This window comes from Halohasta sp. A2, from assembly GCF_056175805.1.
In genome coordinates, this window is sequence record NZ_JAQFWV010000052.1 from 1 (window position 1) to 23,085 (window position 23,085).

Annotated in this window: 25 protein-coding genes, 2 tRNA genes and 3 pseudogenes; 12 read left to right on the forward strand and 18 right to left on the reverse strand. The window is 59.7% G+C overall.

The features are described from left to right. Positions 1-360 precede the first annotated feature (360 nt). Complete coding sequence (locus O2S87_RS13325; protein ID WP_475409280.1) at positions 361-525, reverse strand: DUF7838 family putative zinc beta-ribbon protein; 165 nt, start codon at positions 523-525, stop codon at positions 361-363. A gap of 205 nt (positions 526-730) precedes the next feature. Here O2S87_RS13325 and O2S87_RS13330 point away from each other — a divergent pair, with 205 nt between their 5' ends. The 4 genes from O2S87_RS13330 (at position 731) to O2S87_RS13345 (ending at position 2,497) form a co-directional block, all read left to right on the forward strand. Continuing rightward, a complete protein-coding gene (locus tag O2S87_RS13330) occupies positions 731-1,165 on the forward strand; it encodes an acyl-CoA thioesterase (protein WP_475409281.1) in 435 nt (144 codons plus the stop codon). Between the two features lie 114 nt (positions 1,166-1,279). Continuing rightward, positions 1,280-1,813, forward strand: coding sequence for a cob(I)yrinic acid a,c-diamide adenosyltransferase (locus O2S87_RS13335; RefSeq protein WP_475409282.1), 534 nt, complete (start codon positions 1,280-1,282; stop codon positions 1,811-1,813). A 281-nt stretch (positions 1,814-2,094) separates the two neighbouring features. After that, the gene (locus O2S87_RS13340) at positions 2,095-2,340 is read left to right on the forward strand and encodes a DUF7553 family protein (protein WP_475409283.1); all 246 of its coding nucleotides are present in this window, start codon (positions 2,095-2,097) and stop codon (positions 2,338-2,340) included. A gap of 82 nt (positions 2,341-2,422) precedes the next feature. Then, a tRNA-Val gene (locus tag O2S87_RS13345) sits at positions 2,423-2,497 on the forward strand. A 54-nt stretch (positions 2,498-2,551) separates the two neighbouring features. Here the strand turns inward: O2S87_RS13345 and O2S87_RS13350 are convergent. Further along, a pseudogene (locus tag O2S87_RS13350) lies at positions 2,552-2,668 on the reverse strand (energy-coupling factor ABC transporter ATP-binding protein); the annotation flags it as partial. A gap of 12 nt (positions 2,669-2,680) precedes the next feature. Between O2S87_RS13350 and O2S87_RS13355 the strand changes: the two are divergent. Next, entirely contained in the window at positions 2,681-2,836 is a 156-nt protein-coding gene (locus O2S87_RS13355; protein ID WP_475409284.1) for an amidase family protein, read from the forward strand. 5 nt (positions 2,837-2,841) lie between these two features. Here the strand turns inward: O2S87_RS13355 and O2S87_RS13360 are convergent, their stop codons facing one another. From O2S87_RS13360 to O2S87_RS13370, 3 genes are all read right to left on the reverse strand, one after another. After that, the gene (locus O2S87_RS13360) at positions 2,842-3,150 is read right to left on the reverse strand and encodes a putative quinol monooxygenase (RefSeq protein ID WP_475409285.1); all 309 of its coding nucleotides are present in this window, start codon (positions 3,148-3,150) and stop codon (positions 2,842-2,844) included. 115 nt (positions 3,151-3,265) lie between these two features. Further along, on the reverse strand, positions 3,266-4,510 hold the full coding sequence (locus O2S87_RS13365; RefSeq protein ID WP_475409286.1) for a cytochrome P450: 1,245 nt from the start codon (positions 4,508-4,510) through the stop codon (positions 3,266-3,268). A gap of 192 nt (positions 4,511-4,702) precedes the next feature. Then, positions 4,703-5,215 carry a hypothetical protein gene (locus O2S87_RS13370; protein WP_475409287.1) on the reverse strand — a complete coding sequence of 171 codons (513 nt, stop codon included), beginning with the start codon at positions 5,213-5,215 and terminating at the stop codon, positions 4,703-4,705. Between the two features lie 144 nt (positions 5,216-5,359). Between O2S87_RS13370 and O2S87_RS13375 the strand changes: the two are divergent. Then, positions 5,360-5,692: pseudogene (locus O2S87_RS13375) on the forward strand (DoxX family protein); the annotation flags it as partial. A gap of 109 nt (positions 5,693-5,801) precedes the next feature. On the opposite strand, the gene O2S87_RS13380 reads toward O2S87_RS13375, so the two are convergent. Next, positions 5,802-6,254 carry a peroxiredoxin gene (locus tag O2S87_RS13380; protein WP_475409288.1) on the reverse strand — a complete coding sequence of 151 codons (453 nt, stop codon included), beginning with the start codon at positions 6,252-6,254 and terminating at the stop codon, positions 5,802-5,804. A 131-nt stretch (positions 6,255-6,385) separates the two neighbouring features. Between O2S87_RS13380 and dacZ the strand changes: the two genes are divergently transcribed. Further along, positions 6,386-7,192 (forward strand): diadenylate cyclase DacZ, encoded by an 807-nt coding sequence (gene dacZ / locus O2S87_RS13385; protein ID WP_475409289.1) that lies wholly within the window; start codon positions 6,386-6,388, stop codon positions 7,190-7,192. A 3-nt stretch (positions 7,193-7,195) separates the two neighbouring features. Continuing rightward, positions 7,196-7,990 (forward strand): mechanosensitive ion channel family protein, encoded by a 795-nt coding sequence (locus O2S87_RS13390; RefSeq protein WP_475409290.1) that lies wholly within the window; start codon positions 7,196-7,198, stop codon positions 7,988-7,990. A 70-nt stretch (positions 7,991-8,060) separates the two neighbouring features. Here the strand turns inward: O2S87_RS13390 and O2S87_RS13395 are convergent, their stop codons facing one another. Together O2S87_RS13395 and O2S87_RS13400 are read right to left on the reverse strand one after the other, a co-directional pair. Continuing rightward, positions 8,061-9,089, reverse strand: coding sequence for a halocyanin domain-containing protein (locus O2S87_RS13395; RefSeq protein ID WP_475409291.1), 1,029 nt, complete (start codon positions 9,087-9,089; stop codon positions 8,061-8,063). A 2-nt stretch (positions 9,090-9,091) separates the two neighbouring features. After that, positions 9,092-10,228, reverse strand: coding sequence for a multicopper oxidase domain-containing protein (locus tag O2S87_RS13400; protein ID WP_475409292.1), 1,137 nt, complete (start codon positions 10,226-10,228; stop codon positions 9,092-9,094). A gap of 381 nt (positions 10,229-10,609) precedes the next feature. Between O2S87_RS13400 and O2S87_RS13405 the strand changes: the two genes are divergently transcribed. Then, entirely contained in the window at positions 10,610-11,281 is a 672-nt protein-coding gene (locus O2S87_RS13405) for a helix-turn-helix domain-containing protein (RefSeq protein ID WP_475409293.1), read from the forward strand. A 228-nt stretch (positions 11,282-11,509) separates the two neighbouring features. Here O2S87_RS13405 and O2S87_RS13410 read toward each other — a convergent pair whose 3' ends face one another. The 3 genes from O2S87_RS13410 to O2S87_RS13420 all read right to left on the reverse strand — a co-directional run bounded on the left by O2S87_RS13410 (position 11,510) and on the right by O2S87_RS13420 (position 13,650). Beyond that, positions 11,510-12,538: a PAS domain-containing sensor histidine kinase gene (locus O2S87_RS13410; protein ID WP_475409294.1), complete on the reverse strand. Its 1,029-nt coding sequence runs from the start codon at positions 12,536-12,538 to the stop codon at positions 11,510-11,512. 6 nt (positions 12,539-12,544) lie between these two features. Next, a complete protein-coding gene (locus tag O2S87_RS13415) occupies positions 12,545-12,739 on the reverse strand; it encodes a hypothetical protein (RefSeq protein ID WP_475409295.1) in 195 nt (64 codons plus the stop codon). Positions 12,740-13,134: 395 nt separating this feature from the next. Next, complete coding sequence (locus O2S87_RS13420) at positions 13,135-13,650, reverse strand: acyltransferase (RefSeq protein WP_475409296.1); 516 nt, start codon at positions 13,648-13,650, stop codon at positions 13,135-13,137. Positions 13,651-13,815: 165 nt separating this feature from the next. Between O2S87_RS13420 and O2S87_RS13425 the strand changes: the two genes are divergently transcribed. Further along, positions 13,816-14,202, forward strand: a complete 387-nt coding sequence (locus O2S87_RS13425; RefSeq protein ID WP_475409297.1) for a hypothetical protein — start codon at positions 13,816-13,818, stop codon at positions 14,200-14,202. A 9-nt stretch (positions 14,203-14,211) separates the two neighbouring features. Here O2S87_RS13425 and purD read toward each other — a convergent pair whose 3' ends face one another. Together purD and O2S87_RS13435 are read right to left on the reverse strand one after the other, a co-directional pair. Further along, a complete protein-coding gene (purD, locus tag O2S87_RS13430) occupies positions 14,212-15,501 on the reverse strand; it encodes a phosphoribosylamine--glycine ligase (protein ID WP_475409298.1) in 1,290 nt (429 codons plus the stop codon). An 82-nt stretch (positions 15,502-15,583) separates the two neighbouring features. Next, positions 15,584-16,933 (reverse strand): adenylosuccinate synthase, encoded by a 1,350-nt coding sequence (locus O2S87_RS13435; protein WP_475409299.1) that lies wholly within the window; start codon positions 16,931-16,933, stop codon positions 15,584-15,586. A 198-nt stretch (positions 16,934-17,131) separates the two neighbouring features. On the opposite strand from O2S87_RS13435, the gene O2S87_RS13440 reads away from it, so the two are divergent. Continuing rightward, positions 17,132-17,437: a hypothetical protein gene (locus O2S87_RS13440; RefSeq protein ID WP_475409300.1), complete on the forward strand. Its 306-nt coding sequence runs from the start codon at positions 17,132-17,134 to the stop codon at positions 17,435-17,437. A gap of 52 nt (positions 17,438-17,489) precedes the next feature. On the opposite strand, the gene O2S87_RS13445 is transcribed toward O2S87_RS13440, so the two are convergent. From O2S87_RS13445 to O2S87_RS13455, 3 genes are all read right to left on the reverse strand, one after another. Then, positions 17,490-19,592 (reverse strand): DUF7527 domain-containing protein, encoded by a 2,103-nt coding sequence (locus tag O2S87_RS13445; RefSeq protein WP_475409301.1) that lies wholly within the window; start codon positions 19,590-19,592, stop codon positions 17,490-17,492. A 100-nt stretch (positions 19,593-19,692) separates the two neighbouring features. Next, a complete protein-coding gene (locus tag O2S87_RS13450) occupies positions 19,693-20,037 on the reverse strand; it encodes a C2H2-type zinc finger protein (protein ID WP_475409302.1) in 345 nt (114 codons plus the stop codon). Further along, positions 20,034-21,437, reverse strand: coding sequence for a hypothetical protein (locus O2S87_RS13455; RefSeq protein ID WP_475409303.1), 1,404 nt, complete (start codon positions 21,435-21,437; stop codon positions 20,034-20,036). The genes O2S87_RS13450 and O2S87_RS13455 overlap by 4 nt, the downstream gene beginning before the upstream one ends. Before the next feature lie 181 nt (positions 21,438-21,618). On the opposite strand from O2S87_RS13455, the gene O2S87_RS13460 reads away from it, so the two are divergent. Beyond that, on the forward strand, positions 21,619-22,473 hold the full coding sequence (locus O2S87_RS13460) for a cytochrome c oxidase subunit 3 (protein ID WP_475409304.1): 855 nt from the start codon (positions 21,619-21,621) through the stop codon (positions 22,471-22,473). A 173-nt stretch (positions 22,474-22,646) separates the two neighbouring features. On the opposite strand, the gene O2S87_RS13465 is transcribed toward O2S87_RS13460, so the two are convergent. Further along, positions 22,647-22,730: transfer RNA gene (locus O2S87_RS13465), tRNA-Leu, on the reverse strand. 120 nt (positions 22,731-22,850) lie between these two features. Then, positions 22,851-23,085 (reverse strand): annotated as a pseudogene (locus O2S87_RS13470) (IS1595 family transposase); the annotation flags it as partial.

The window sequence follows — 23,085 nt, forward strand, 5'->3', positions numbered from 1 at the left end:
ACACTGTCGTATTGTTGACCGCTTCGACTTCATATCGACAGAAGGCGTCCAATTGCATACAACTTTCACGGAAACTGGACGGAGAAAGCACCGAGAGTGCGATTAATTAGCGGCGCAACGAGGCAATGTCGTTTGTATTCCGCTCGCGTGCGCACGCATGCATTACGAAAGCCTACCTCGCCTCCTGTCCCAATACAAAACTGATGACCAAACATAACATGATTTCACCGGCTGAGGTGCTTTTCGTGTATAGATACCGTGGACTCTGTCGACCAATTGTTACCGTAAACTCAAATCGCTACCCTCGTTCACGTTGAAAGGGTTCGAAAATCGAGCTTCATTCAGGAATGGAACGCGAACTCACACCGCAGAGCTGTCGATCCCGTTGATCTTCACGAAGGTGTAACTACAGTTCGGACAGCGCCACTTCGTTTTCTCTCCGAGGTGGAGTGTGGTGCTGGCGGCTCGGTAAAACGTCTCTTCGTCGTCACAGTTCGGACAGTCGTGGTCGATTTCGAGGCTCATATCCCGGCTTCGGACTCCGGTGTGTTAAGATATCGGTTCATGCAGCCACGTATCCGGGGAGTATCGTCCTCATAAATGTATTACTGCTATACGTAATGTGTGGTGCGTCGACAATCCATTGATGCTGCTCGAAGACCAGCTGTACCCTGAGAGATAGATTGTAGCCGTAGATAGATTGTAGCCGTATGATGGGCCCCAACTACATATGGCCGCCGGGCAACCGACCAGTATGGACGTCGACTATCCGTTTACGATGACCGTCCCGGTTCGGTTCCGCGATCTCGATCCGTTCGGCGTCGTCAACAACCCGATCCACGTGAGCTACATTGAGGAGGCTCGCGTCGGTTATTTTTCTCAGGTTCTTGACGTCGACCTCACCACCGTCGGAACGGTCGTCGCCTCGCTGTCGATCGACTATCACGAACCGATCGAGTTCGGCGACGAGGTGGTAGTCGAACTGACGGTTCCGGAGATAGGAACAACGAGTCTGACGACCGAGCACGAACTCCGCGTCGACGATGAAGTCGTGGCAACGGCCAGCGTCATCTTGGTGCTGTATGACGACGAAGCAGGTGAGCCGACGCCGATCCCTGCGGGGTGGCGGTCGACGATTGAGGCGTTCGAACGTGGACGAGACTGACAGAATACCAATCGCTACCAAAACGGTACACCGTTCGGTACCAAACTACTTGCTGGTCGCTCCACAACGTAGATGTATGCATTCGCAGGAACCCGCTCACGGAGAGGATCGCAAATGACTATTTATACCGGCCGTGGCGACGAGGGCGAGACCGATCTCCGGGATCTGTCTCGTGTCTCGAAAACGAACCCACGCATTGAGGCCTACGGTGTCGTCGACGAGGCCAACTCAGTGATTGGAACCGCTCGCCCCAGCGGCTACGACGACATCGACGACTGGCTGGCGTCAATCCAGAACCACCTCCACATTATTCAGGCGGAGCTCTCGACACCGAAGCCGGACGATGACGACCCACAGATCCGCGCCGAACACGTCGACCAGTTGGAGTCGTGGATCGACGCTGCTGACGAAGACCTCGAACCGCTGACGTCGTTCGTTCTTCCGGGTGGCGGCGAGTGTGGGGCCGAATTGCACAACGCACGGGCGGTCACCCGCCGGGCCGAGCGTCGGGCCGTCGCGCTCGCCCAAAGCGAGCCAATCAACGCTGAGACGGTCACTTATCTCAACCGGCTCTCCGACGGGCTGTTTACGTTCGCACGGCTGGTCAACGCCCGCGACGGGGTTCCCGAGGAGTCACCGACCTACTGACTGAGCTGTGGCTCCAGAGCGGAGTTCCAGAAGCAGGAAGGAGGGCCGCCGCGAGCTGTATGGGACAGACGGACGAGCGGCAGCCTTGGTCGGGCCATGTGATCAATCGTACCCACGGTGCCGTCGACCCTGAGACGGAGGCGATACATCGGCCCCAGTGGCAAGCCACGACCACGGGCCGTGGTTTTAGGTTAGCCTAATTTCTTGTGAAGCTTTCGATTTAGGCTGGCCTAAATACAGTCAGCACAAAGGTTATATCTGTTGCTCGCTGTTGGTCAGATATGAACAAACACTTCAGTGACGCACGATACTACCTTGGCCGAGCCGCATCGCACCTCAAAATCGGGCTCCGCGAGGAGCTGACGCCGATCGCCCGACAGGTTCAGTCTCGATTCGGCAACGAACCCGCCGAACCCGTCGAGCCCGAAACTCGTGCCGGAAGTGTTCGTCGTGCTGCAAAGCAGTCGGTCGCGGAGGCGACTCGACGAGTGCGCCAGGGCCGTACGTCCGACGAACCGACGGCCTGATCGGATAGTTCCGTCTTTTTGGGTACAGTCGCCGAGTCGGAGAGAAGCTTTTAAGTCCGGTCGACAGGTAGCAGTCGACAGCGGGTTGGTGGTCTAGCCAGGTTATGACGGCTCCTTCACACGGAGCAGGTCGGCAGTTCGAATCTGCCCCAACCCATTTTCCAGCGGCACACCACGACGAGCGGTGCGAGATCGCGTAGGGACTTCAATTGCGAACGGTCGGATTGAATAGATTGTTATCAGGATTCTGCAAGAGAACACCGAGACGGTCGCGGACGGCGTCGGCGTCGGTCATCTCACTGAAGTACTCGACCGTGTCGGTCGGCTGGCCACGCTTCCGGTGAACACCGGTGGTGCCAACCAGACCGGCCATCCCGCCCTCTCGGTTCCCTGTGGGACCGTCGACGGGATGCCGGTCGGGTTACAGCTCGTCGCCGGCCGCTTCGAGGAGTCGACGCTGTATCGGGTCGCCCAGGCTGTCGAAACAGTTATTTAAAAGTCCTACGGCCCCTCCATCGCTGTTTGCGAGGAGATATCGTATCGTGTGAGCGTCGGCTCGCCAGCCATGTGTGGCTCGATCGCCGCCTGAAACGCCGCCAGATGGCGACTCGATTCGTGACTGTCGACCGCTTCGGCGGTTTCGTACTGTTCGATGATCCTGACGACGTTGGGGGTTTCGAGGTCGACCGTAACTCGGTAGTCGATAACGCCGTCTTCCTGGCGCGAATTGACCGCCATTTCTTTCATGATCTCGATGGCTCTGGCCCGTGAGTCTGGTTCGACCGGCACCTCAGAGAGAAGCAGTATCATCTTCCACCTCTCGTGTGGGGTGTGGCTACAGACGAGCGGTCGCGAGGATTTTTCGTAGGGTTTGACTTGTCATACTTGTTGGAGTCAGTGCCGCGTCCAACTGTTGTTTCGCTGTTCATGATGAGTGAGCCACGACGGGTAGTCGTTCGAAGCCGAGCTTGGAGGCTTTCGGCTTCGGCGTACAGCAGTCGGTATCGACTTCAAGCTCTCCGACTACATCGAACAACGTATCCAGCACAATCGGCGCTTCGAGCCGTGCGAGCGGCGCACCGATACAGCTGTGGGGTCCGGTACCGAACGCGACGTGATCGGGGTTCCGATCGGGGACGAACTGTTCGGGCTGGTCGAATGCAGCCGGATCGCGGTTCGCCGCACCGAGCCACAGAATAACCGTCTCGCCGGCTTCGATCGTCGTTTCGCCAATCGTGACGGCTTCGGTCGTCTCTCTGGCCCGCGACTGGAGCGGACTCCGGTACCGAAGCACCTCTTCGACCAGCAGTGCCATCTCGAACTCATCGAGCCGCCCCAGTAGGTCGTGTTCCGAAAACAGGTACAACGCGTTCGCCAGCAGTTCGGACATGGTTCCCTGTCCCGCCAGAATGAAATCGAAACAGTTCGACCCGATCTCGGCGTTACTGAGCTCGGTGTCCTCGACGAGCCGCGAGATGAGATCGTCTTGCGGGGACTTCGTCCGCTCTGCGACCAGCGTTTCGAAGTAGTCGACGGCCGCTGCCATCTGCTCGCCGTCTCCGCTTTCGGTGGCGCTGTACTCGCGGTTCATGACGCGACGGAACGTCTCCAACCAGTTCAACATTTGTTGGTGGTCGGCACGTGGGATACCAACCATCTCCATGATGACTCGGAGTGGAACCGGAACGGCGAACTCGGTCACGAAATCGAACTCGGGGCCGTCGTCGAGCGCGAGACGGAGCTGTGATCGCGCGATGTCGTCGATCGACTCCGCGAAGCCGGACAGAAGATCCGGACGAAAGAACTCGAACAGTTGGGATTTCGACGCCGCGTGTTTGGGCCCGTCGGACCACACCATCGCGTTATCGAGATACGTGAACGGTGACGAATTATTGGTCTCCGTGGACGGTGTCTGGGGCCCCGAGGACGGTGTGTGCGCCCCGGAAAGCGCTTTGCGTACGAACCGGTCGTTGTCCTGTAGCGTTTCTTTGACGTGGCAGTAGGTGAACACGTCGTAGACGCCCCGCTTGTTGTCGAACTGGACGGGGCCGAGACGACGCTGTCGACGATACCAGTCGAACGGATCGTGAAGCGCCGCAGCCGACTGTAGCGCCATCGGGGTATCGTCGGGGATGTCTGTTGGCTCGTACTCGCCGATTTCTGTGACCATACACCAACGTTCCGGCCATTTATGTTAAATTTATGTATGAATACCCTCGTACGACTTTGTATATTCAGTATTTACTCCAGTTCTTCCGTTTCTGTCAATGGATCCCTACGCTGGGTACACACTCGTACTGTGTGAACTGTTTAAACGTGTTTTAGGATGCAGTGGCGATCCTACCGACCGAGCGGCCATCGATTATCGAGTGTCGGTCTGGAGCATCGGTTCCCAGTTCGACCACGGAATATTGCGTCCGGGGTAGGCGACCGACTCGAACGGCCAGGCCTCGGCGATCCACTCCCGGACGGTGGTCTCTATCGCGTCGTCGATACCCCGGTCGACCGCAGCCTCGGCAGTCCAGAAGTAGACGGCGGCCTCGTAGCCGTCTGCATGGGTCGGCTGGACGTACACACAGCCCAGTTCGACCGTCTCGTCCGGCGTGACGATGGCGTACGTAAACGCATCGCGGCGCTGGAACTCCTTGTGATGCCAGGCGACGTCGATCCGGTTCTGTGCCAGTGTCAGGTCGGCAGACGGCCACTCGTGGCCCGGCCCGAACGTTCCACGAATCCGGTCACGACTCGCAGTCACAGCCTCGTAGTCCCGTCGGGTATCGTCGACGCCGAGCGGTCGGATGCGAATGGATTCCGTCTCCACGGAAGTCGGAACCTCGACCGACGGCCCCAAGAGGTTCGGTGTTTCGAACGGCATATGCACTGTTCACGGACCGCCCGTATCGCTGTTGTGACTGCAGCCAATAGTCTCCCGAGTCGTTGTCCGGTCGACGAATGCAGAACCACCCACTGCTTGAGACGAGTGAAACTGATTCACCCCTGTACAGCAACGTAGTATACAATGACGCTGGCGTTCGAGCGGCTCGAGCGTCCGCTCCTGTATCTGTTGGGCCCTGGCTTCATCGTCGCGCGGGTGTTACATTTCGTCGTTCCGGAGTTGTACGTCCAAATTATTCCACCGATTCTTCCGGCACCGCTCGCGCTCGTCTATCTGTCGGGGATTGCCGAAATCGCTGTCGGGATCGGACTCCTGGTGCCACGGACGCGACCACAGGCGGCATGGGCAACGGTCGCGTTACTCGTGGCGATCTTTCCCGCAAACGTGTATATGGCGACCCACGGCGTCGTCATCAAGGGAATGCCAGGAGGTGGTGATCCGTCCGAGCTGGTTCGCTAGGGGCGACTCCCGCTTCAAGCGGTGTTGATCCTCTGGGCGCTGTGGTACACCGACGTCCTGTCCGACAGACCATCCGAGCCTCAAAGCGAGACGTCGTCGTGAGGGGTTATCCGCCAGTGATGAACTTGTTTCGGGTGTCGTTCAGCACGTCGCGGGCGTGACCGGTTGGATCGGTGAGTGCCGGATCGTACGTGGCGAACACCTCCCCGTCGGCGAGGACGAACGTCCGTCGGTCCGTACGGCCCTCGTCGGTGTCGAGTCCGAACGCCCGGGCGACAGAACCGTCGGGATCGGCAAGCAGATCGAAGAGGATCCCTTCGTCGTCGGCGAACTCGGCGTGGCTGTCGACGTCGTCCATCGAAACACCATACACAGCGATCCCGGCTTCACGGTACTGTGGAAGCGCTTTTTGGAAGTCGTTGGCTTCGATGGTACAGCCGCCAGTGAAGTCCTTTGGATAGAAGTAGACGACTGTCGGCTCGTCGAACTCGGGCGTGATCTCCTCGCCGTACTGGTTGGATGCGCTGATCTCGGGTGCCGGATCGCCGGGTTCGAGCATATCGGACACTAGCGTTCGATGGACTTGATGGCTTTCGTCTGTCGGCGCTCGTCCACCCCACCATGCGATAGTCTACCGTGCGTCTGACTGTCGATTAAAACTTTATTAACGCTGGGAAGATACCTAACACAATGAGCTCCCTTTCCGACATTCTCACCGACCTCGTGTCGGGTGTCGACGGTGTCTTTCTGTTTTCGCCGAACGGCTCGTTCTACGAGCGGTTCGACGACGTTGAAGATGTCGTCGTCATCGGTGCCGAAAACACGGTCGACGCCGACACGTTCGTCGAACTCCCGATCCAGTTTACGGATATCAAAGACCGAATCCGATTCGGCATCGAGGGCGCGATGGACGCCGATCTGGTCGGCGAAGGTGACGTGCTCGCCTGTGTCGGCTCGCTATTCAGCGAGGATGCCGACTTCACGAGTCGCGTTCGGGTCGACGAGACGATGCGCTCGGGAATCTACGACCTGTTTACCAACTCACGAGCTGATCCGGCAGTCATCAGCGACGTGTTTGAAGTCGCCCTGGAACTCGGCCGCAAGGGCCAGAAGGGCAAACCCGTCGGCGCGCTGTTCGTCGTCGGCGACGCGGGCAAGGTGATGAACAAGTCCCGGCCGCTGAGCTACAACCCCTTCGAGAAATCCCACGTCCACGTCGGCGACCCCATCGTGAACGTGATGCTCAAGGAGTTTTCGCGGCTCGATGGTGCGTTCGTCATCTCGGATTCGGGAAAAATCGTCTCCGCGTACCGGTATCTCGAACCCTCCGCCGAGGGCGTCGACATCCCCAAAGGGCTCGGGGCACGTCACATGGCCGGCGGGGCGATCACCCGCGACACGAACGCGACGGCGATCGTGCTCTCTGAGTCCGACGGGCTCGTTCGAGCATTTAAAGGTGGGAAACTGATTCTCGAACTCGATCCAGAGGAGTACTAACCCATGTTCGGGCCGCTTCAGGTCGCTGGTGACGGCGTGCTTCGCTATATTACTCCCCGTCTCTGGTTCGCGCTCTTGCTTTTGGCAGCCGGAATCGTGCTCGGCTACGGCGTGGTGATCGTCAACCGTCGGCTGCTCGAACGGATGGGCGTCGACCAAACGATCGAAGGAACGGCGTTCGAACGGACCGCAAACGAGTTCGGCACGTCAACGATCAGTATCATCGCCCAACTCAGCGGCTACTTCATCGTGCTGTTGTCCGTGTTCGTCGCCGTCTCGGTCGCCGATCTCCAGTTCGCGGATCTGTTCTGGAGTGCGGCGGCCGTCTTCCTGCCACAACTGTTCGTCGCGGTTATCATTCTGGTCGTGGGCGTCGTTGTCGCCGACAAGGTCGAACTACTCGTCTCCGAGCGACTGCGTGGCATCAAGCTCCCCGAAATCGGCCTCATTCCCGCGCTCGCGAAGTACAGCGTGCTCTTTGTTGCGGTGCTGATCGCACTCAGCCAGATCGGCGTCGCGGTGCTCGCGTTGATCGTCCTGCTGGGTGCCTACGCCTTCGCGCTCATCGTCTTTACGGCGCTGGCGACGCAGGACCTACTGGCCTCGGGGACTGCTGGCGTCTACTTGCTGTTGACCCAGCCCTACAGCATCGGCGACGAGGTCAACGTCGGTGGTCAGCGCGGCGTCGTTCAAGAGGTCGACCTGTTGGTCACCCGGATCGACACCGACGGTGAGGAACACATCATCCCTAACCGACTCGTTCTTCAGGACGGCATCGTTCGCATTCGCGAGTACTAACGCGCGTTTCCCGTCCCTGGGTTTGCTGCGTCTGTTCTCTGTATTGTAAACGGTTCTGGAGTGAGAGCCGTCAGTCGACCTGTGCGGCTTCTGTCGACCGTGAGCCGCTTTGCCTTTTCGAGCCGAGGGCGAACAGCGCCACGAGGCCACCCGTGAGACCGGCCCCACCGCTGAGTGTCAGGAGGTCGCCAAGGCTGTAGCCGCCCTCGGGCGAGCCGACGACGACCGCGCCTTTCATTCCCATTCGCTCGTGGGGTGCACAGACGTATTTGACGATACCCTGCGTGTCGACCGTCCGCTCGAATGTCGCGCCGGACTCGCCACCGAGGTCGCTCGCGAACCGTCCCTCGTTTTCGACAACGTTGTGGCTGCCGCCACCGCCCGACCACTTCCAAATGACCCTCGTCCCGGGATCGACGCGAACGGCCGGCGGATCGAACGCGTAGGGGCCGTTGTTGCCGTCGGCTCCGACCGTGATTGTCACCTCCTCGGAGCCCCGCTCGTCGACCGTCTCGTCGTAGTTGTCGACGTTCTCGAACCAGCCGTCGTAGTCGATCTCGTCGCCCTCGGACTCGTCGTCTTCGTCGTCCGACTCTGCAGCCACGGTCTCGACCTCACCGACCGCGAGCGCGCCTTTCATCCCCATCGCCTTGTGGGGCGAGCAGGCGTAGGTTACGATCCCCTCGTCTTCGACGGTGTGTTCGAAGGTGTGGCCGGACTCCTCGACCAGTTCGCTCTCGAACTCGCCGTCCTCGTCGGCCACGTTGTGACTGCCGCCGTCGCCCGACCACTCCCAGATTATCGTCGTTCCGGGGTCGACGCGAACGGCCGCCGGATCAAAGCCGTAGTTGCCGTCGTTGGCCGACGAGCCGACCGTGATCGTGACCTCGTCGGAGCCCCGCTCGTCGACCGTTTCGTCGTAGTTGTCGACGTTGTCGAACCAGTCGCCGTAGTCGGGTTCTCGGTCCGCTTGACCTTCCTCGTCCTGGGCCGATGCGACACCAGCCGACGAAACGCCGAGCGTGGCTGCGCCGAGAGCCGCACTCGCTCGAAGGACGCTGCGACGCGAGACTGGAATCGGTGGGTGGTGTGTCGTCATACTCAGCCCTCGTAGCCCGCGTACTCCATGAGTTGGGCGAAGACGTCCGAATCCATCACGTCCCGGTAGACGACCGCGTTGACCATCCCGCCGGGGTAGAAGTTCCCGTTCATGGCGTGGTTGACCTTGTGGCAATGCATCAGGTAGATTCCCGGATCGGCGTCGGCCTCGAACTCGATGGTGTGGCGCTCAGCGGGCGCAATATTGGTAATATCCTGTTCGTACTGGGCGGCCTCGGGAACCTGCCCGCCGTCCTTGGCGACCAGCCGGTAGCGATGGTTGTGAACGTGCATCGGATGGGACATGTAGCCCGAGTTCGCCAGATGCAGTCGGACCGTGTCGCCCGCGTCGACGATGATCGGCGAGCCGTCTTCGGGGTGGATCGTTCGCGGCAGGCTCTTGCCGTTCATCGTGAACACGTCGGGGTTCCGTTCGCGTGGGCTGTAGTCGGCGCTCTCACCGTCCATCATCCGTGACAGGCGCGAGTCCCAGTCTTTGAGCGTTAAGAAGTACTCCTTGTCTGCCTCCTCGTAGCCCTCGGGGTCGACCCGGAGAATGCCGTACATCCCCATGTCGATGTGTCGATGAGTCTGGTAGTGGCAGTGGTACAGATGGGTCCCCGGCACGTTCGCGGGGATGGTGTAGGTGTGTCGCTCGCCGGGGTCGATCTGGATGCCCGTCGTCGTCGGCACGCCGTCGTTCTCCCACGTCTTTCGGACGCCGTGAAAGTGGACCGTGTGGGGATGTTCTCCATCCGTGTTGTCGAACGTCACTTCCATATCGTTGCCCTTGGTCGTCCGCAGGATGGGTCCTGGGACGCTCGGCTCGCGGTCGTCGGCTCGGAACGCCCAGACACGCGGGAGTTCGACCGGCCCGCCCATCGATTCGAGCGGATGGACTTCGTGCCGCGAGGTGACCGACGAGAGGGTTACCGAGCCGCCCTGCTCGTCGACGTTGACGACCTCGGGTGGGCTCGTCGTCGGGAGTTCGCCGTCGGCCTGCGGCGTCGCTCGCCCGCCGAGGGCGGTGTTGGTCGGTGCCGAACAGCCCGCCAGCGAGAGCACGCCTGTGCTACCGGTTGCCACCAAAAATTCGCGCCGTGAGATACCCCGCCCTGGTGCGCCAATATGGTTGTTCATAGCTCTATTCGGCAGTTGGTAGAGACTGTATATAATTCCAGAATGAGATTACCAGTTCGTTAGAACCGGGGTGAACATGTTGGGTTGCTCTGGTCAAGTCAGTCTCAGTCGATAAATCGACGTGAGCCAGCGGCCAGTCGGCTCAAAAGTAGTTTCTCGATTCCTGCTCGTCGTTCGTTTCCGCTGACCGGCCAGCAGTTACGGCGAACCACTCGTTTTTTGTAGCGAGGTCGACCGAGAGCGATGCTGACTCCGGTGAGAGTCACCAACGAGGATCAACCCGAATATGTTCGGACATATCGGTATTCGTTTAGGAACCGAACGCGTTCGTATGTCAGTAATGACGTCGACACGTGCGGCTCGGTTCGAGGTGGTCGGGCGATGACCCAGGCACGACTGGTCGTCACGTTACCGGAGGTAATCTGGATCGGTGACGTCTCCCGGCAGTACCCCGAGGCGACGTTCATGGTGATGTCGGCAGTTCCCGACGAGCACGTCGCCTTCGCGCTACTGAATATCACCGCCCCCGATGTCGAGGCCGTGCTGTCGGCTGCCCGGGCCCATGATCAAATCGTCGAGCTAACGGTGATCCAGCAGACAGACAACCAGATAACGGTGCAGGTCGAGACGACGAGCCCGCCGCTGATCCAGCTTGCCGCCCAGGGGTCGGGCCTCCCCATCGAGTTCCCGGTGCGGATCAGCGACGGCGAGGCGACCGTCGACGCCACCGGCCCCCACGAGCGCCTGTCGGAACTCAGCTCGCAGTTGCGGACCTTCGGCCTGGAGTTCCGCGTCGAGTACATCCAAGAGCGCCTGCACACCGAACAGTTGCTCTCGGTAAAGCAGCGAGAACTCGTGTTGGCGGCCGTCGAACGAGGCTACTACGACACCCCGCGAGGGTGTACGCTGACGGGACTGGCCGATGCGGTCGGCCTCGCCAAGTCGACCTGTAGCGAGACGCTCCACCGCGCCGAGGAGACGATGATCAAACACTTCATCGACGACCTGTCGACCCCACTCGAAGAAGAAAATCGGATCGTCGCCTCGGAATGAACGCTGCGTTATACATGCAGTCGGAGTAGTCGATACCGGTAGCTGCGCGGTTACCGCAGCGGATGTAGCTCAGAGCGTAGCTCGGGAGATTGCTTACTGGAGGCGTCTACGTCCTGGTTTCGCGCAGCGAGGTAGTGTCTGACAACACCCAAAGTGAACGCCAGCGCGCCGAGGATCACGGCGTGCCACCGTGGCTGGGGCCCCAGAGCTACCGTTTGTTCCCCCGACTCAGCTTCGGTCGGGACGATTCAGTCGAAGCCGGACGACGGTGCCGCCGTCGGCTGGCGTTTCGATTTCCAGATACCCACCGTAGGCCTCGACGATCCATTTGACGAGCCACAGTCCGAGTCCGCTGCCGTGGTTGAGTGCGGTGATCTGTGTGTCGCCGGTGATGATCTGTTTCTCGGTCACTGGAATGCCCGGCCCGTTGTCGCTTACTTCGATCTCGACAGACGAGTCGAGTTGGGTCGCGGAGATGGTTGCCCGTGGGGTAGCCGACTCGTTGTGCCGGATAGCGTTATCTACGAGACTCCGCAGAACGATCTGCAGTCGGTGGTTTGCGCTGACGACAACTCTCTCCGAGAGTTCCGTGGAAATTTTGGCCGTCTCGAACCGGCTGTGGCAGTCGTCGACGATGTCGCTGACGAGCGGCTTCAGCTCGACGGAGCCGACAGAGACGGACTCACCAAGCACTTTCTGGATGGTTTTGGCCTCGTCGCTGAGATACGAGAGATCAGTCGCCTTCCGTTTGATTTTTTCGGCAGCCTCTCGCGTCGCCGTTTCCTCGGTGGTTTCGATGATCTGGGTGGCCATTCCCACGACGACATTGAGATCGTTTCGGAGGTTGTGGCGAAGCACGCGGTGGAGCACGTCGAGATGTCGTTCTCGCCTGACTTCCTCGGTGATGTCGGTGTAGATGGCAAAGCCGTAGTCGTTCTGATAGGGTATCCCGCGGTAAATGAACTTCCGGTCGCCCTCGTCGGTCATCCGTTCGACAACGGCTGCATTCGACTGGCCCGCTCCCGTTCGCTGGTCGAACCGAGCGGCTTCCTGTCGCTTGGTTGGTGGGACGATCAGATCGTTGAGCGATGCGCCGATCACCGATGGTGACTCGTGGGCGAACACATCGACAAACGCGTCGTTGGCGTCGATGATGATTGGCTCGCCATCAACCAGCTCGAATTTGACTACGGCGTCGTCGAGTTCCTCGAATAGATGTCGGAAACAGCCCTCCGAGTGTTTGTGGTGGGGGTGCATCGGGAGTTACTGTGAGACCGCTTCGGTGAGGTTCGTCGTCCGTCTCGACGCGCCTGTGACGACCTCCTCGATAGACTGACTGACTTCTGTGCTCATCGCTTGGATCTCCTCGGGACCAGTCGAGACCTGCCGGGTTTCCGTTGCGACCTCGACACCGAACGACTGGATGCCCAGCAGTGTACCGTCCAACTCGACGAACACCCGATTGACCGACCCGCGAGCCCGGTCAGCGTCTCGTCGTTCTGTCCGGCCGCCAGACGGACGGTCAGATCACCGTTAGCCGCATACTGTCGCTGTCGGTCGATAGTAGCTACCCGTTCCTCGATCTGTTGCACCATTCTTATATTCACGTATATACGCTTTCTATATAAATAATCGACTATATAACAAATATTACGATTCTAAAGAGCTCATACCGACCCTATTTCCACACAGAAGTGATTGAATTTGACATTTGACAGATTCTGAATACCAAGATAGTAGTCTGAATAGTACTGTTAGCGCTGTACGTGGAGTCGACGCTGTCGGGATGTGGACCAGGTCTACCAACGGACGAACAGTTGGAAACCCCGAATCAACAGGCAGCTTGAACCAGGCTACGAGTGGTCGACCGGCTCGGCTGGAACACCAGCGACCGTCACGTCGGCCGGTACATCCTGTGCCACCAAGGAGTTCGCTGCGACCTGCGCTCCCGGACCGACCTCGACGCCCGGGAGGATGATGGCCCCGGCTCCGATCATCGCTCGCTCGCCGACGACGACCTCGCCGGTTCGGTACTCGTCCTGCAAGAATTCGTGGCACAGGAGGGTGGCGTCGTAGCCAATGATCGCGTGGTCCTCGACCGTGATCAGTTCGGGCCAAAACACGTCCGGCGTCGACTCCAATCCCCACGCGACACCCTCACCAATGGTCGCGCCGAGCCGCCGAACGAGCCAGTTTTTCAGCTGGAGGCTCGGCGAGAGACGGACGAGCCAGACCACGAGATAGTTAATCACGATCCGCAGCGGCGACTTGGCCTTTGGCCACGACCACAGTGAGTTGCGGCGGCCGCTGGTCGGGTGGCGTTCGAGCCGGTCGTGTCGACGCTCGGGGTTTTTCGAGTCGGAACTCACGACGTACTGTCTGTCGGGTAACCCTAAAATAACTCCTCCAGTAGGTGTCGACTACTTATAAGATGGTAATCGATGCGTCCGGAATATCGGCCGGTGTATGCGAACCCTCGCTGGGATAGCAGTGTCGACAGAACAATTATACTCGCACAGATAAATACTCCACCAGTGACAGAATCTCGACGGAGACGATTCCTGCGATTCACTGGGCTCGCCGTTTTGATCGGCTTTATGACCGCATCCGTGCTCGGACCACCGGACCCGAGTACTCAAATACGACTGACGGCCGGGTGTCTCGGTGTCGGAATCGGAGTAGCCTACTGGCTAGCGTATCACACAGCGATTGCGCCAGTGGTTCGGTTGGGCGACGTGTTTCGGTGGCTCGTCAGTACTGCGCTTTTTATATTTGGAATCCACGCGCTAATCCGGCTCGGTATACCGACAGCCGAGGAAACGCAGTCATGGCCGTTAGAATCCATACTAAACCTTTTCAGTGCCGTTCTCGCCGCAGCTGTCGTCTGGTCCGACCGAATCCCGTGGCCCGGTGATCGCTGAGGCGAGTCCTTACTCGTCGCCGCGAAGCTCGGCCATGTGGTCGACGCGTTGTTGGACCAGATCAGCCTTTCCGACGTCGTGCCGAATGCGGAGCCCATCACCAGCCGCCGACAGCGCGTCCTCGGCGATTGCCTCAGCCGCCGCGATGCTGTCGGCCAGTCCAACCACGGCGAACGACCGGGAGGTCGTCGTGTAGAGGCCGTCGGCGCGCTCGTCGACGCTCGCATAGAACAGCAAGCCTTCGCCGACGGTTTCTTCGTCGACCTCGATTTTGGCACCCGAGTCCGGATCGGTCGGATAGCCCGCGGGAACCGCGTACTTGCAGACCGTCGCTTGCCCGGTGAATTCGAGTTCGGGTAGCTTCTCGCCATCTCGGGCAGCCGTGAGGACATCGAGGAACGGGGTTTCCAAAACGGGAAGCGTGTTCATCGCCTCGGGGTCGCCGAAGCGGGCGTTGTACTCGATGACTTTCGGTCCCTCGCTCGTCAGCATGAACTGGCCGTAGAGGATTCCTTTATAAGCTGGCATCGCAGCAACGGTCGCCTCCATAACCTCGACCGCGGCCTCGTAGTCGCCCTCGCTCATAAAGGGAAGCTCGAAGCCGGTGTCGCTGTAGCTGCCCATCCCGCCGGTGTTCGGTCCTTCATCGCCCTCGTAGGCGCGTTTGTGGTCCTGTACGGCTGGTGTCGTGCGGAGGTCGCCGTCGGCGACGAACGCTTGCAGGGTGAACTCCTCGCCGACGAAGCGCTCTTCGAGCACGACGCGGTCGTAGTCCTCCTCGCGGAGGTACTCCTTTGCGCCCTCTTTGTCGACCTGATCGCCGATGACTTTCACGCCCTTACCACCGGTGAGCCCGGCGGGTTTGACCGCGAGATCGATCTCGCTGTTGTCGATGTACTCGCAGGCTGCCTCGGTGTCGTCGAACGTCTCGAAGATCGGGCAGCCCGGAATCTCGTTGTCCTGCATGAATTCGCGCTGAAACGCCTTGTCGGTCTCGATTCTGGCTTCTTCGGCCTGCGGCCCGAAGGTGTAAATTCCCGCCTCGTCGAGTGCGTCGGCAACACCGACCTGCAGGCCGGATTCGGGGCCCACGATGGCGAGCGTCGCGTCGACCTCGTTGGCGTAGTCGACGATTGCGCTGGCGTCGGTTTCACCGAGCTGCTCGAAGCCATCAGCGAGTCGGACGATGCCGGGGTTTCGGTTGCTCGCAGCGGCGTACAGCGAGCAGTCAGGGGCCAACGCGCGGGCGATGGCGTGTTCGCGGCCGCCACCACCGACTAACAGTACGGTTTCGCTCATGTCGAAAAGAGGTCGACAAACGGGTGTAAGTGTTACTTTTGTGTGCTGCTGGGGCTACAGGGAGCCGACCGGGCGGCTGTAGCTACTGCGAGTCGAAGGGGTTGGCTCTGACGACCGTTTCTTCACGGCCTGGACCGACACCAATCGCATAGATCGGTGCGCCGACCTCTTCGCTGACGTATTCGAGGTACTCGCGGGCGGGAGCCGGGATCGCCTCGTAGCCCTCGGCGGCGACCTCTGCCCAGTCGACTTCCGGCCACGGCTCGAAGGATTTGTGGACCGGTTCACAGTCACCCCACCGCTCGGTGGTTGCGGGCATCGTGTAGATTTCCTCGCCGTCGAGTTCGTAGGCGTGACCGACTTTCACCTCATCGAGGCCAGCCAGCACGTCGATGTGGTTGATAGCGATACCGGTAAACCCGTTCGCGCGGGCGGCGTGCCGGAGCATCGGCATATCGAGCCAGCCGATCCGACGTGGTCGACCCGTCACGGTGCCGAACTCGCCGCCTTTCTCGCGGATGAAGTCCGCGAGCTCCTCTTCGGTGTCGTTGCCGTCCAACTCGGTTGGGAGCGGGCCGGTGCCGACACGCGAGAGGTAGCCTTTGACAATGCCGACGACCTCGCCCTGGCCGATGACGGTCGGGCCGACACCGGTGCCGACAGACGCGCCGCCAGCCGTGGGGTTCGAGGAGGTGACGTAGGGATAGATGCCGTGGTCGATGTCGATAGAGGTTCCCTGTGCGCCCTCGAACAGTATCTCTTTGCCTTCGTCGAGTCGGTTACCCAGGAAATCCCCGCAGTTGACGGTCATCGACTCTTCGACGAATCGCTGGCCGTACTCGTTGTAGGTCTCGAACAGTGCGTCTACGTCGAAGGCGTCGGCGTGTTCGGATTCGGCAACATCGAGCCCGTAGATCTTCTCGGCGACATCCCGCTTTTGGGGGACGACGTATTCGAGTCGCTCGCGAAGCACCTCGGGATCGAGCATATCGCCGATACGGATGCCACGTCGACCCATCTTGTCCTCGTAGGTCGGGCCGATTCCTCGCTTTGTGGTTCCGGCGGCGAGATCCGAGTCGCTTTTGACTTCCTCTTCGATGCCGTCCAAGACGCGGTGATACGGGAGAATCGCGTGGGCTCGGCGGGCGATCCGCACGTCTGGGTCGAGTCCCTGCTCGCGGAGCGTGTCGAGTTCCGAAAACAGCGTCTCGGGGTTGACAACACAGCCGTTGCCGAGGATTCCGACTTTGCCGCGAACGGCCCCGCTGGGGACCAACGAGAGTTCATACTTGTTGCCGTCGTGAACGACGGTGTGGCCTGCGTTGTCGCCGCCCTGATACCGGGCGACGACATCGGCGTCGCCGCCCCAGATGTCGACGAGCGCGCCCTTGCCCTCGTCGCCCAACTGCGAGCCGACGATAGTTACGGTCATAACAGCCGTCGCTTCACAAGCAGTGGGTAAACCGATTACGGTCCACCCTTCGGAGCGGTTTTCCTGTTGCGATTGCCGTGCCAACAGACCACAAAAACAGAACTGTTAACTACTACCACTACATTAGTTGGTCTACTGACTTTTCAGCCCGCTCCGACAGCAACCTTTAAAGGGAATAAAGACAAGTTAGCATGTGTCATGATAGACAGACTTGAGAAAGAAGTCGACATGCTCGAACGGCACTTACAGGTGCTGCGAATGGTGATCGAGAACGAACCGATCGGCATTGTCAAAATGTCGAACGAGACGGGCTACCCACATCACAAGGTTCGCTACTCGCTTCGCGTGCTCGAAGAGGAGAACTTGATCGAGCCGTCGAGTCAAGGTGCGATCCAGACCGACCACACCGAAGAGTTCGTCGACGATTTGGACAACAAGATCGATTCGATCGTCGACAAACTTCGGACAATGCGCATTGACGAAACCGCAGAGATCGAAGGCTGATCGCGACCGTATTTGTCGCTGTTGTCGTCTGAGACGTGTAGGTGTCGAAAACCTACAGTTCGGGAACGTGAAGATCGAAGGTATCACCGAGCTGTTCGACCAGACAGAGATGGAAGCCCTGTTTTCGCGAGATGTAGACGAAGCTCTTGCCACGGCTCGCACTCAGTAGGCCGCCACCGGTCGCATCCGCCGCCGCATCGAGTGCACCGCCCTCGTAGTAGCTCGTCGTCACCGCAAACGCTGCCGCGAAGGTTTCCTGGCTCTGGACGATTTCGCTGCCCTCGCGAACGAGTGAGTTGACCATTCCTGGGCCGACCGGCTGATTAGATTCATTGAAATCCACGACAAACAGCGGATGGTCGCGCTTGTCGCGGATGACGAGGTCGAACTCGGCGTTGACGGGGTCGTCCTCGTCGTCGCTCTCCAGTGAGACACTGCCACGAAGTTCGGCGCGGTTGATCTCTGGAATCGCCTCGTAGATCCCTTTGAGATCGGATTGATTTCCGGTGGCCTGAATGTCGAAGAGGAACTCCTCGACGATCCACCGGGTGAACGCGAGTTCAATGCGACCGTCGAGAAATGCGTCAAACGGGGTGGCGTCGACGCTGAGATCATCCGTGGAGAACGTCGTACGGGTATCGATCCGAAGGTTCTGGCGAACCTCATCTTGGGTCGCCTCTCCGGTGAGTGCATCTTCGAGGGTGGCATCACCTTTCGAGTTGTACCGAACCAAGAGATTCGTTCCGCGAAGGGCTTCTGTTGTGCTCATCGACTGGCCGCCAGACGATTCGTACCCTCTTTCGTCGGCTGACCCGGCGTCGAGTTGTGCTTCGAGCCGTTCGATTTCGGCTTCGGCCTCCGAGAGCTGTGTTCGGATTGTTTCGAGTTTCTCGTGAGCCTCGTTGCGTTCGGCCCGTGCGCTGTCACGTTCGGCCACCAACCGCTCGTGTTGCTCTTCGGCCTTCTGCATGATCTGTTCAGCACGTTTGAGTCGCTTTTGTAGCTGCGAGCGGGACAGTCCTGAGACCGACGACGGTTTTCGTTGCGCGGCCGTCGACTCCGAGCGTCTTTGTGAAGCCGATGACTGCGACGTTTGATCGTTGGCTGTCCGTGTCTGTTGAACCGTCGAATGTGTGTTGGCTGCCCGAGTGGACTGACTCGGCAGATCGTCACTCGGATCGAGCGACGGTATCGTCTTGGCGTTACGCCACTGAGCTTCGTCATTGAACACGTCTCCATCCGATGTCTCGCTGACCGTCGACGTCTCAGCAGCGGTCTCCGAGTCGCCAGCCGCGGCCGTCTCCGTGCTATCGTCGGATGTTTCCTGGTACGAGCCTGAAGGCTCGGTCATCGACGCACTGACACCAGCGGTAGCTGGGGTAGAGTCTTTCGGCGCTCTCTGTTTTCGATCCCCCTCGGCCGAGCCTTCCGTGATCGATGCCTTCTCGGCTGAATCGGCAGTTGCTGAGTCCTCAGATGTTGATTCAGTGCGTACCGATTCACCTGTTGATTCGTCTTTGGTCGACTCGCCACCAGTAGCATCCGTTGGGGCCGTTGCCCCAGTAGGAGACTCTGACTGCCGCTCGTTTTTTGCTGTAGTGTCCGTCGAAGTGGTCGCTGGCTCGGGAATATCGATGACTTTTAGATCGGCTTTATGAATCGTGTAGATGCCGATTTCGTCGTCAGCACGCTCGAAGGCCTCCTCGTCTGTCAGTAGCTTCCGGCTGTTGCCGACGAAGGCGACACTCATCGATTTGCCGCCGTAGTACGCGACGTAATAATCTCCCGACAACACGTTCTCCGAGAGTTCGATGTAGCCGGTAAAGTTTCCCGACGAGAGTGTCGCATCGGCCTCGGAAATAGATTTGTTGTTCGTATAGTACTGGGCTTGCTCTTCGCCACGGCCTAACATGGCGTACAACAACGGCAGTCCGGGGTCGGGTGACTCGTATGCCGTCCCATCGGCGTCTTCGAACGCCGAAATCGAGCCATCCCGTATCCCAATGACCCGTCCATTGAGCATGAACGCCCACGCGGTTCCGTCAGTCACCGCCCCCGAAAACTCGGTGTCGGCAAGCCTGCCGAGCCCCTCGTACCCATCGCTGAACGGGGCCGACTCCCAGCCGGTGACGGTGTCGACTATCTCACGATCCATTTGGCATAACTCACTACAGACGACTGAAATACCTTCCGGAGCGTCGCACATTTTATTCATCACTAAAAAGACGCATTAAAAACAGCCTACCTCGGCAAACTCAGGCTGCTAATACGGCATACACAACGAGGAATCCGAAGTAGAGCGCGACCAGAGCGCCGAGGGCGATGATACGAAACCGGTTGAGCGACGCCTCCTCGTCGGCATACGCCGCTTTGAACGTCTCTCGTTCCTCCTCGGTAAGCTCCGCGTAATGTTCCAACCCGAGATGAAGTTCGTACTGCATCTCGCCAGTGAGCTCGAATCCACAGTAGGGACAGACTACTGGCGTCTCTCCGGCCGGAACCAGGGTCTCTGGAGTCGGGTCGTCATCGATTTTTGTCTCCGAGTGTCGATCGTCGTCCAGTGGTGTCTCTGGAGACCGGGTGTCGACTGGAGGCGTCATGGGCCACCTCCGGAGATAAACGGCGGCTCGACGAGTGGCGTGGTGACGATCCAGAGGCTGATCATCGTATAGGCGACCATCACGAGTGTGACACCGTACTGGCTTCTGATCGCTTCGAGTCGACCGGGAAGCAGGTCGTAGGCCGCCGCATGTGCGACCCAGACGGCGATTACGTGTCCGAGCAACACGAGCGTCATCTCAAGGGCCGAGATCCAGCCAGGGAGTTCGGTGAGAACTGGAAGCTGTTGGGGCGGTGAGAGTGGAGCAGTAGCCACGACGGCGACCGAGGGAAGCAGGCTGAGGACGAATCCGAGATTGTGGGCCAGATGGTAACCGACGGCAATCGCTAGGAGTGAGGGCCCGAACCGCCGACCGAGTTCCTCGCGAGTGATGTAGGTCGAGCCGTAGCGCCGAGCCAGCCTCATTGCCCACCAAAACGCCCCGAAAAAGAGGCCGAAACCGACGAGATATCCAAGCGCGTACACACCCAATGGCGGCAGTCCTAGCCCGACGACGCCCACAGCGAACGCCTCCCAGAGCCACGTCCCGACGAATCCGTCGAACGTAGTGACGTACAACAGCGCCACGATAAACGCGACCTCGTCGCGACCCGAAACCAACCGTGGGTCTGTGAGCGCCATTCCGGGGAGTCGGAACGCGATGCCGTCGCTGGTTCGCTCGAAGGGAGCGAACCGCCCAAAGTACGAAAACGCACGCGAGATCGGGTCGACGGTCGAAAACCAGCGATCAGCGCCGAACACGACCGCTCCGGCCAGAGTAAAGACGGTATAAATGACGATCATCGACGCCAACAGTCGCGGATTGTCAGCCATCGGTGTCACGACTTCGATCCAAATCAGCACGAGCAGGGCAGCCACACTCGGCCATGCGCCGAGTCGGTTGGGATACGGTCGACCGAGCGACGGCACCATGTCGGCGAGCGTCCGAAACGGATTGAGCGTCGGCCACGTATTACCGAGTAGATACGTCGAGGCGACGTAGCCACCCCACCACGCGACCCAGACGAAGACGACCGCGAAGTTGCGACTGCCGGTTGGTGGACCGGCAAAGCCGACGTAGACGGTGAGTCCCAGCAATCCAACGCCGACCAGTCGACCCACAAGGGCGACGAACCGACCGGGAGACGGCAGTCGACCGCCCCACTCGTGAAACGAGCGAATGAAGACCCGGTCGGTGACGAACGAGGCCAATATAAATGAAGCACCGACTGCACCGCCGCCGGTCGCCAAAAACAGCCACGTGGGGATCGTCACGGCCGTGGCTCCCGTGTCCCTAAGCCCAGCCGCGTGTGCGAGAACTTCACCGCTCGTCGCCAAGAGCATTGAAATCGCGATCAAAAGTCCGAAGCCTACCCGTACTCCGAGCCGTCGACGGTCCATTGGCCGATGTTCGACAGGCCGACAGGAGTAGCTTGCGACTTCGGGCCAGTGATAACACCCACACATCGAATTGACGACAGACGGATTGTGGGCCGTGGTGATGTAGTCGGACTAAAGGGTCGGCCGCCGACCGAAACGACGGTTGGGAGGATTTTTAATTACAGGCTCGAAACGGTTCTCTATGAGTACCGAAACGGACGACGGACACGACGACCACCACCACCATCTTCCGGCGGTCGAAGACTGGCCGCGGGGCTTTGGTGAGGCGAGCTGGTGGCCGTTTGTGACCGCTCTCGGTGGCGCAGGCATCTATTTCGGAGTCGCACTCTGGATCATCTCGGATTTCGTCCCAGATCTGGCCGGGCCCGTCGTGCTGGCCGGCAGCGTCGGGCTGTTTCTGACGGGAATCTACGGCTGGCTGTACCACGCCTTCGTCTCGAAGTTCTGGTCCCGAGACGTCTCCGACCACAGCGTTTCGTCGCTTCGCTGGGGCATGATCGCCTTTTTGGGCTCAGAGTTGGCGACGTTCGGTGCGATCTTCGCCTACTACTTCTACTTCCGGGCGGGCAGCGGACCCTGGACGCTGCCGGAGACGACGCCTGAGCTCGTCAGTTCGCTGATTCTGGCGAACACGGCGATCTTGGTTGCCTCCTCGTTTACGCTCCACTGGGCGCACGTCGCGATCCGAAGCGACGATCGAACTAACTTCCTGCGCGGAATGGGCCTGACAGTGCTGTTGGGAATCGTGTTCCTCGGCGGCCAGGCACTGGAGTACTTCGAGTTCATCGGCGAGTACGGCTTCACGTACACCGAAGGAATCTACGGCTCGGCGTTCTTCGGGCTCACCGGTCTTCACGGCCTCCACGTCGCGCTCGGGGTCGTCATCATCGCAATTGTCTTCGTCCGGGGACTGTTCGGACAGTATTCGGCCGACCGCCATCTGTCGGTGAGCACTGCCTCGATGTACTGGCACTTCGTCGACGCCGTCTGGCTCTTCCTCGTCGTCGTGCTCTACGTCGGCGCGGGCCAGGCCTAACGGTCGACGGCTCTTTTTAACCAGTAGTTTGGCGTGGGCGGTCAGTTTTGCGGAGTAAGATACCACTGCTTTGGGAGTCGCACAGCTCAAAAGTAGGTCGACGAAACGAAGTTTTGCGAGGGAAGAACGCTCCAAGAGCGGTCTTCCGCATCTTGCGGTGTGAACCGCAACGATGCGAGGGGAGGGATTTGAACCCACGGACCTCTACAGGAGCGGAGCTTGAATCCGCCGCCGTTTCCGGGCTTGGCTACCCTCGCACGCAGTGCCACTCTCTCTGTACGGTCCTCACCCGGATTCTGTGACCGTCGTTAATAAAGACTTCGTGGTCGACCGACTAACGACGCTCTGTCGAATTAATTCTATGGCTCTTGCATAACTCAGCGAAACACGTTCACTGCAAAGCAGTCAATAAGCCCGCTCAACGGTACTCCGGCGAGGTTTAGCGTCCGTACGAACCCGTAGGTTCGGACGGACTGCTCCAGTCTGGGCTTCGAGAGACCGCGGAACTTCTGCAGCCAGGGATTCACCAGTGACCAGAGGCATTCGACTTGGTTGACATGGACGCCCTCATCAGTGACAAACTCTTCGGAGTGTGGAACGACCTTCTCGTTG

Excerpts from the sequence above, each read along its gene's own strand:
- O2S87_RS13325 (WP_475409280.1), bottom strand. The coding sequence starts at position 525 with ATGAGCCTCGAAATCGACCACGACTGTCCGAACTGTGACGACGAAGAG.
- O2S87_RS13330 (WP_475409281.1), top strand. The coding sequence starts at position 731 with ATGGCCGCCGGGCAACCGACCAGTATGGACGTCGACTATCCGTTTACG.
- O2S87_RS13335 (WP_475409282.1), top strand. The coding sequence starts at position 1,280 with ATGACTATTTATACCGGCCGTGGCGACGAGGGCGAGACCGATCTCCGG.
- O2S87_RS13340 (WP_475409283.1), top strand. The coding sequence starts at position 2,095 with ATGAACAAACACTTCAGTGACGCACGATACTACCTTGGCCGAGCCGCA.
- O2S87_RS13360 (WP_475409285.1), bottom strand. The coding sequence starts at position 3,150 with ATGATACTGCTTCTCTCTGAGGTGCCGGTCGAACCAGACTCACGGGCC.
- O2S87_RS13365 (WP_475409286.1), bottom strand. The coding sequence starts at position 4,510 with ATGGTCACAGAAATCGGCGAGTACGAGCCAACAGACATCCCCGACGAT.
- O2S87_RS13370 (WP_475409287.1), bottom strand. The coding sequence starts at position 5,215 with ATGCCGTTCGAAACACCGAACCTCTTGGGGCCGTCGGTCGAGGTTCCG.
- O2S87_RS13380 (WP_475409288.1), bottom strand. The coding sequence starts at position 6,254 with ATGCTCGAACCCGGCGATCCGGCACCCGAGATCAGCGCATCCAACCAG.
- dacZ (WP_475409289.1), top strand. The coding sequence starts at position 6,386 with ATGAGCTCCCTTTCCGACATTCTCACCGACCTCGTGTCGGGTGTCGAC.
- O2S87_RS13390 (WP_475409290.1), top strand. The coding sequence starts at position 7,196 with ATGTTCGGGCCGCTTCAGGTCGCTGGTGACGGCGTGCTTCGCTATATT.
- O2S87_RS13395 (WP_475409291.1), bottom strand. The coding sequence starts at position 9,089 with ATGACGACACACCACCCACCGATTCCAGTCTCGCGTCGCAGCGTCCTT.
- O2S87_RS13400 (WP_475409292.1), bottom strand. The coding sequence starts at position 10,228 with ATGAACAACCATATTGGCGCACCAGGGCGGGGTATCTCACGGCGCGAA.
- O2S87_RS13405 (WP_475409293.1), top strand. The coding sequence starts at position 10,610 with ATGACCCAGGCACGACTGGTCGTCACGTTACCGGAGGTAATCTGGATC.
- O2S87_RS13410 (WP_475409294.1), bottom strand. The coding sequence starts at position 12,538 with ATGCACCCCCACCACAAACACTCGGAGGGCTGTTTCCGACATCTATTC.
- purD (WP_475409298.1), bottom strand. The coding sequence starts at position 15,501 with ATGAGCGAAACCGTACTGTTAGTCGGTGGTGGCGGCCGCGAACACGCC.
- O2S87_RS13435 (WP_475409299.1), bottom strand. The coding sequence starts at position 16,933 with ATGACCGTAACTATCGTCGGCTCGCAGTTGGGCGACGAGGGCAAGGGC.
- O2S87_RS13440 (WP_475409300.1), top strand. The coding sequence starts at position 17,132 with ATGATAGACAGACTTGAGAAAGAAGTCGACATGCTCGAACGGCACTTA.
- O2S87_RS13445 (WP_475409301.1), bottom strand. The coding sequence starts at position 19,592 with ATGGATCGTGAGATAGTCGACACCGTCACCGGCTGGGAGTCGGCCCCG.
- O2S87_RS13450 (WP_475409302.1), bottom strand. The coding sequence starts at position 20,037 with ATGACGCCTCCAGTCGACACCCGGTCTCCAGAGACACCACTGGACGAC.
- O2S87_RS13455 (WP_475409303.1), bottom strand. The coding sequence starts at position 21,437 with ATGGACCGTCGACGGCTCGGAGTACGGGTAGGCTTCGGACTTTTGATC.
- O2S87_RS13460 (WP_475409304.1), top strand. The coding sequence starts at position 21,619 with ATGAGTACCGAAACGGACGACGGACACGACGACCACCACCACCATCTT.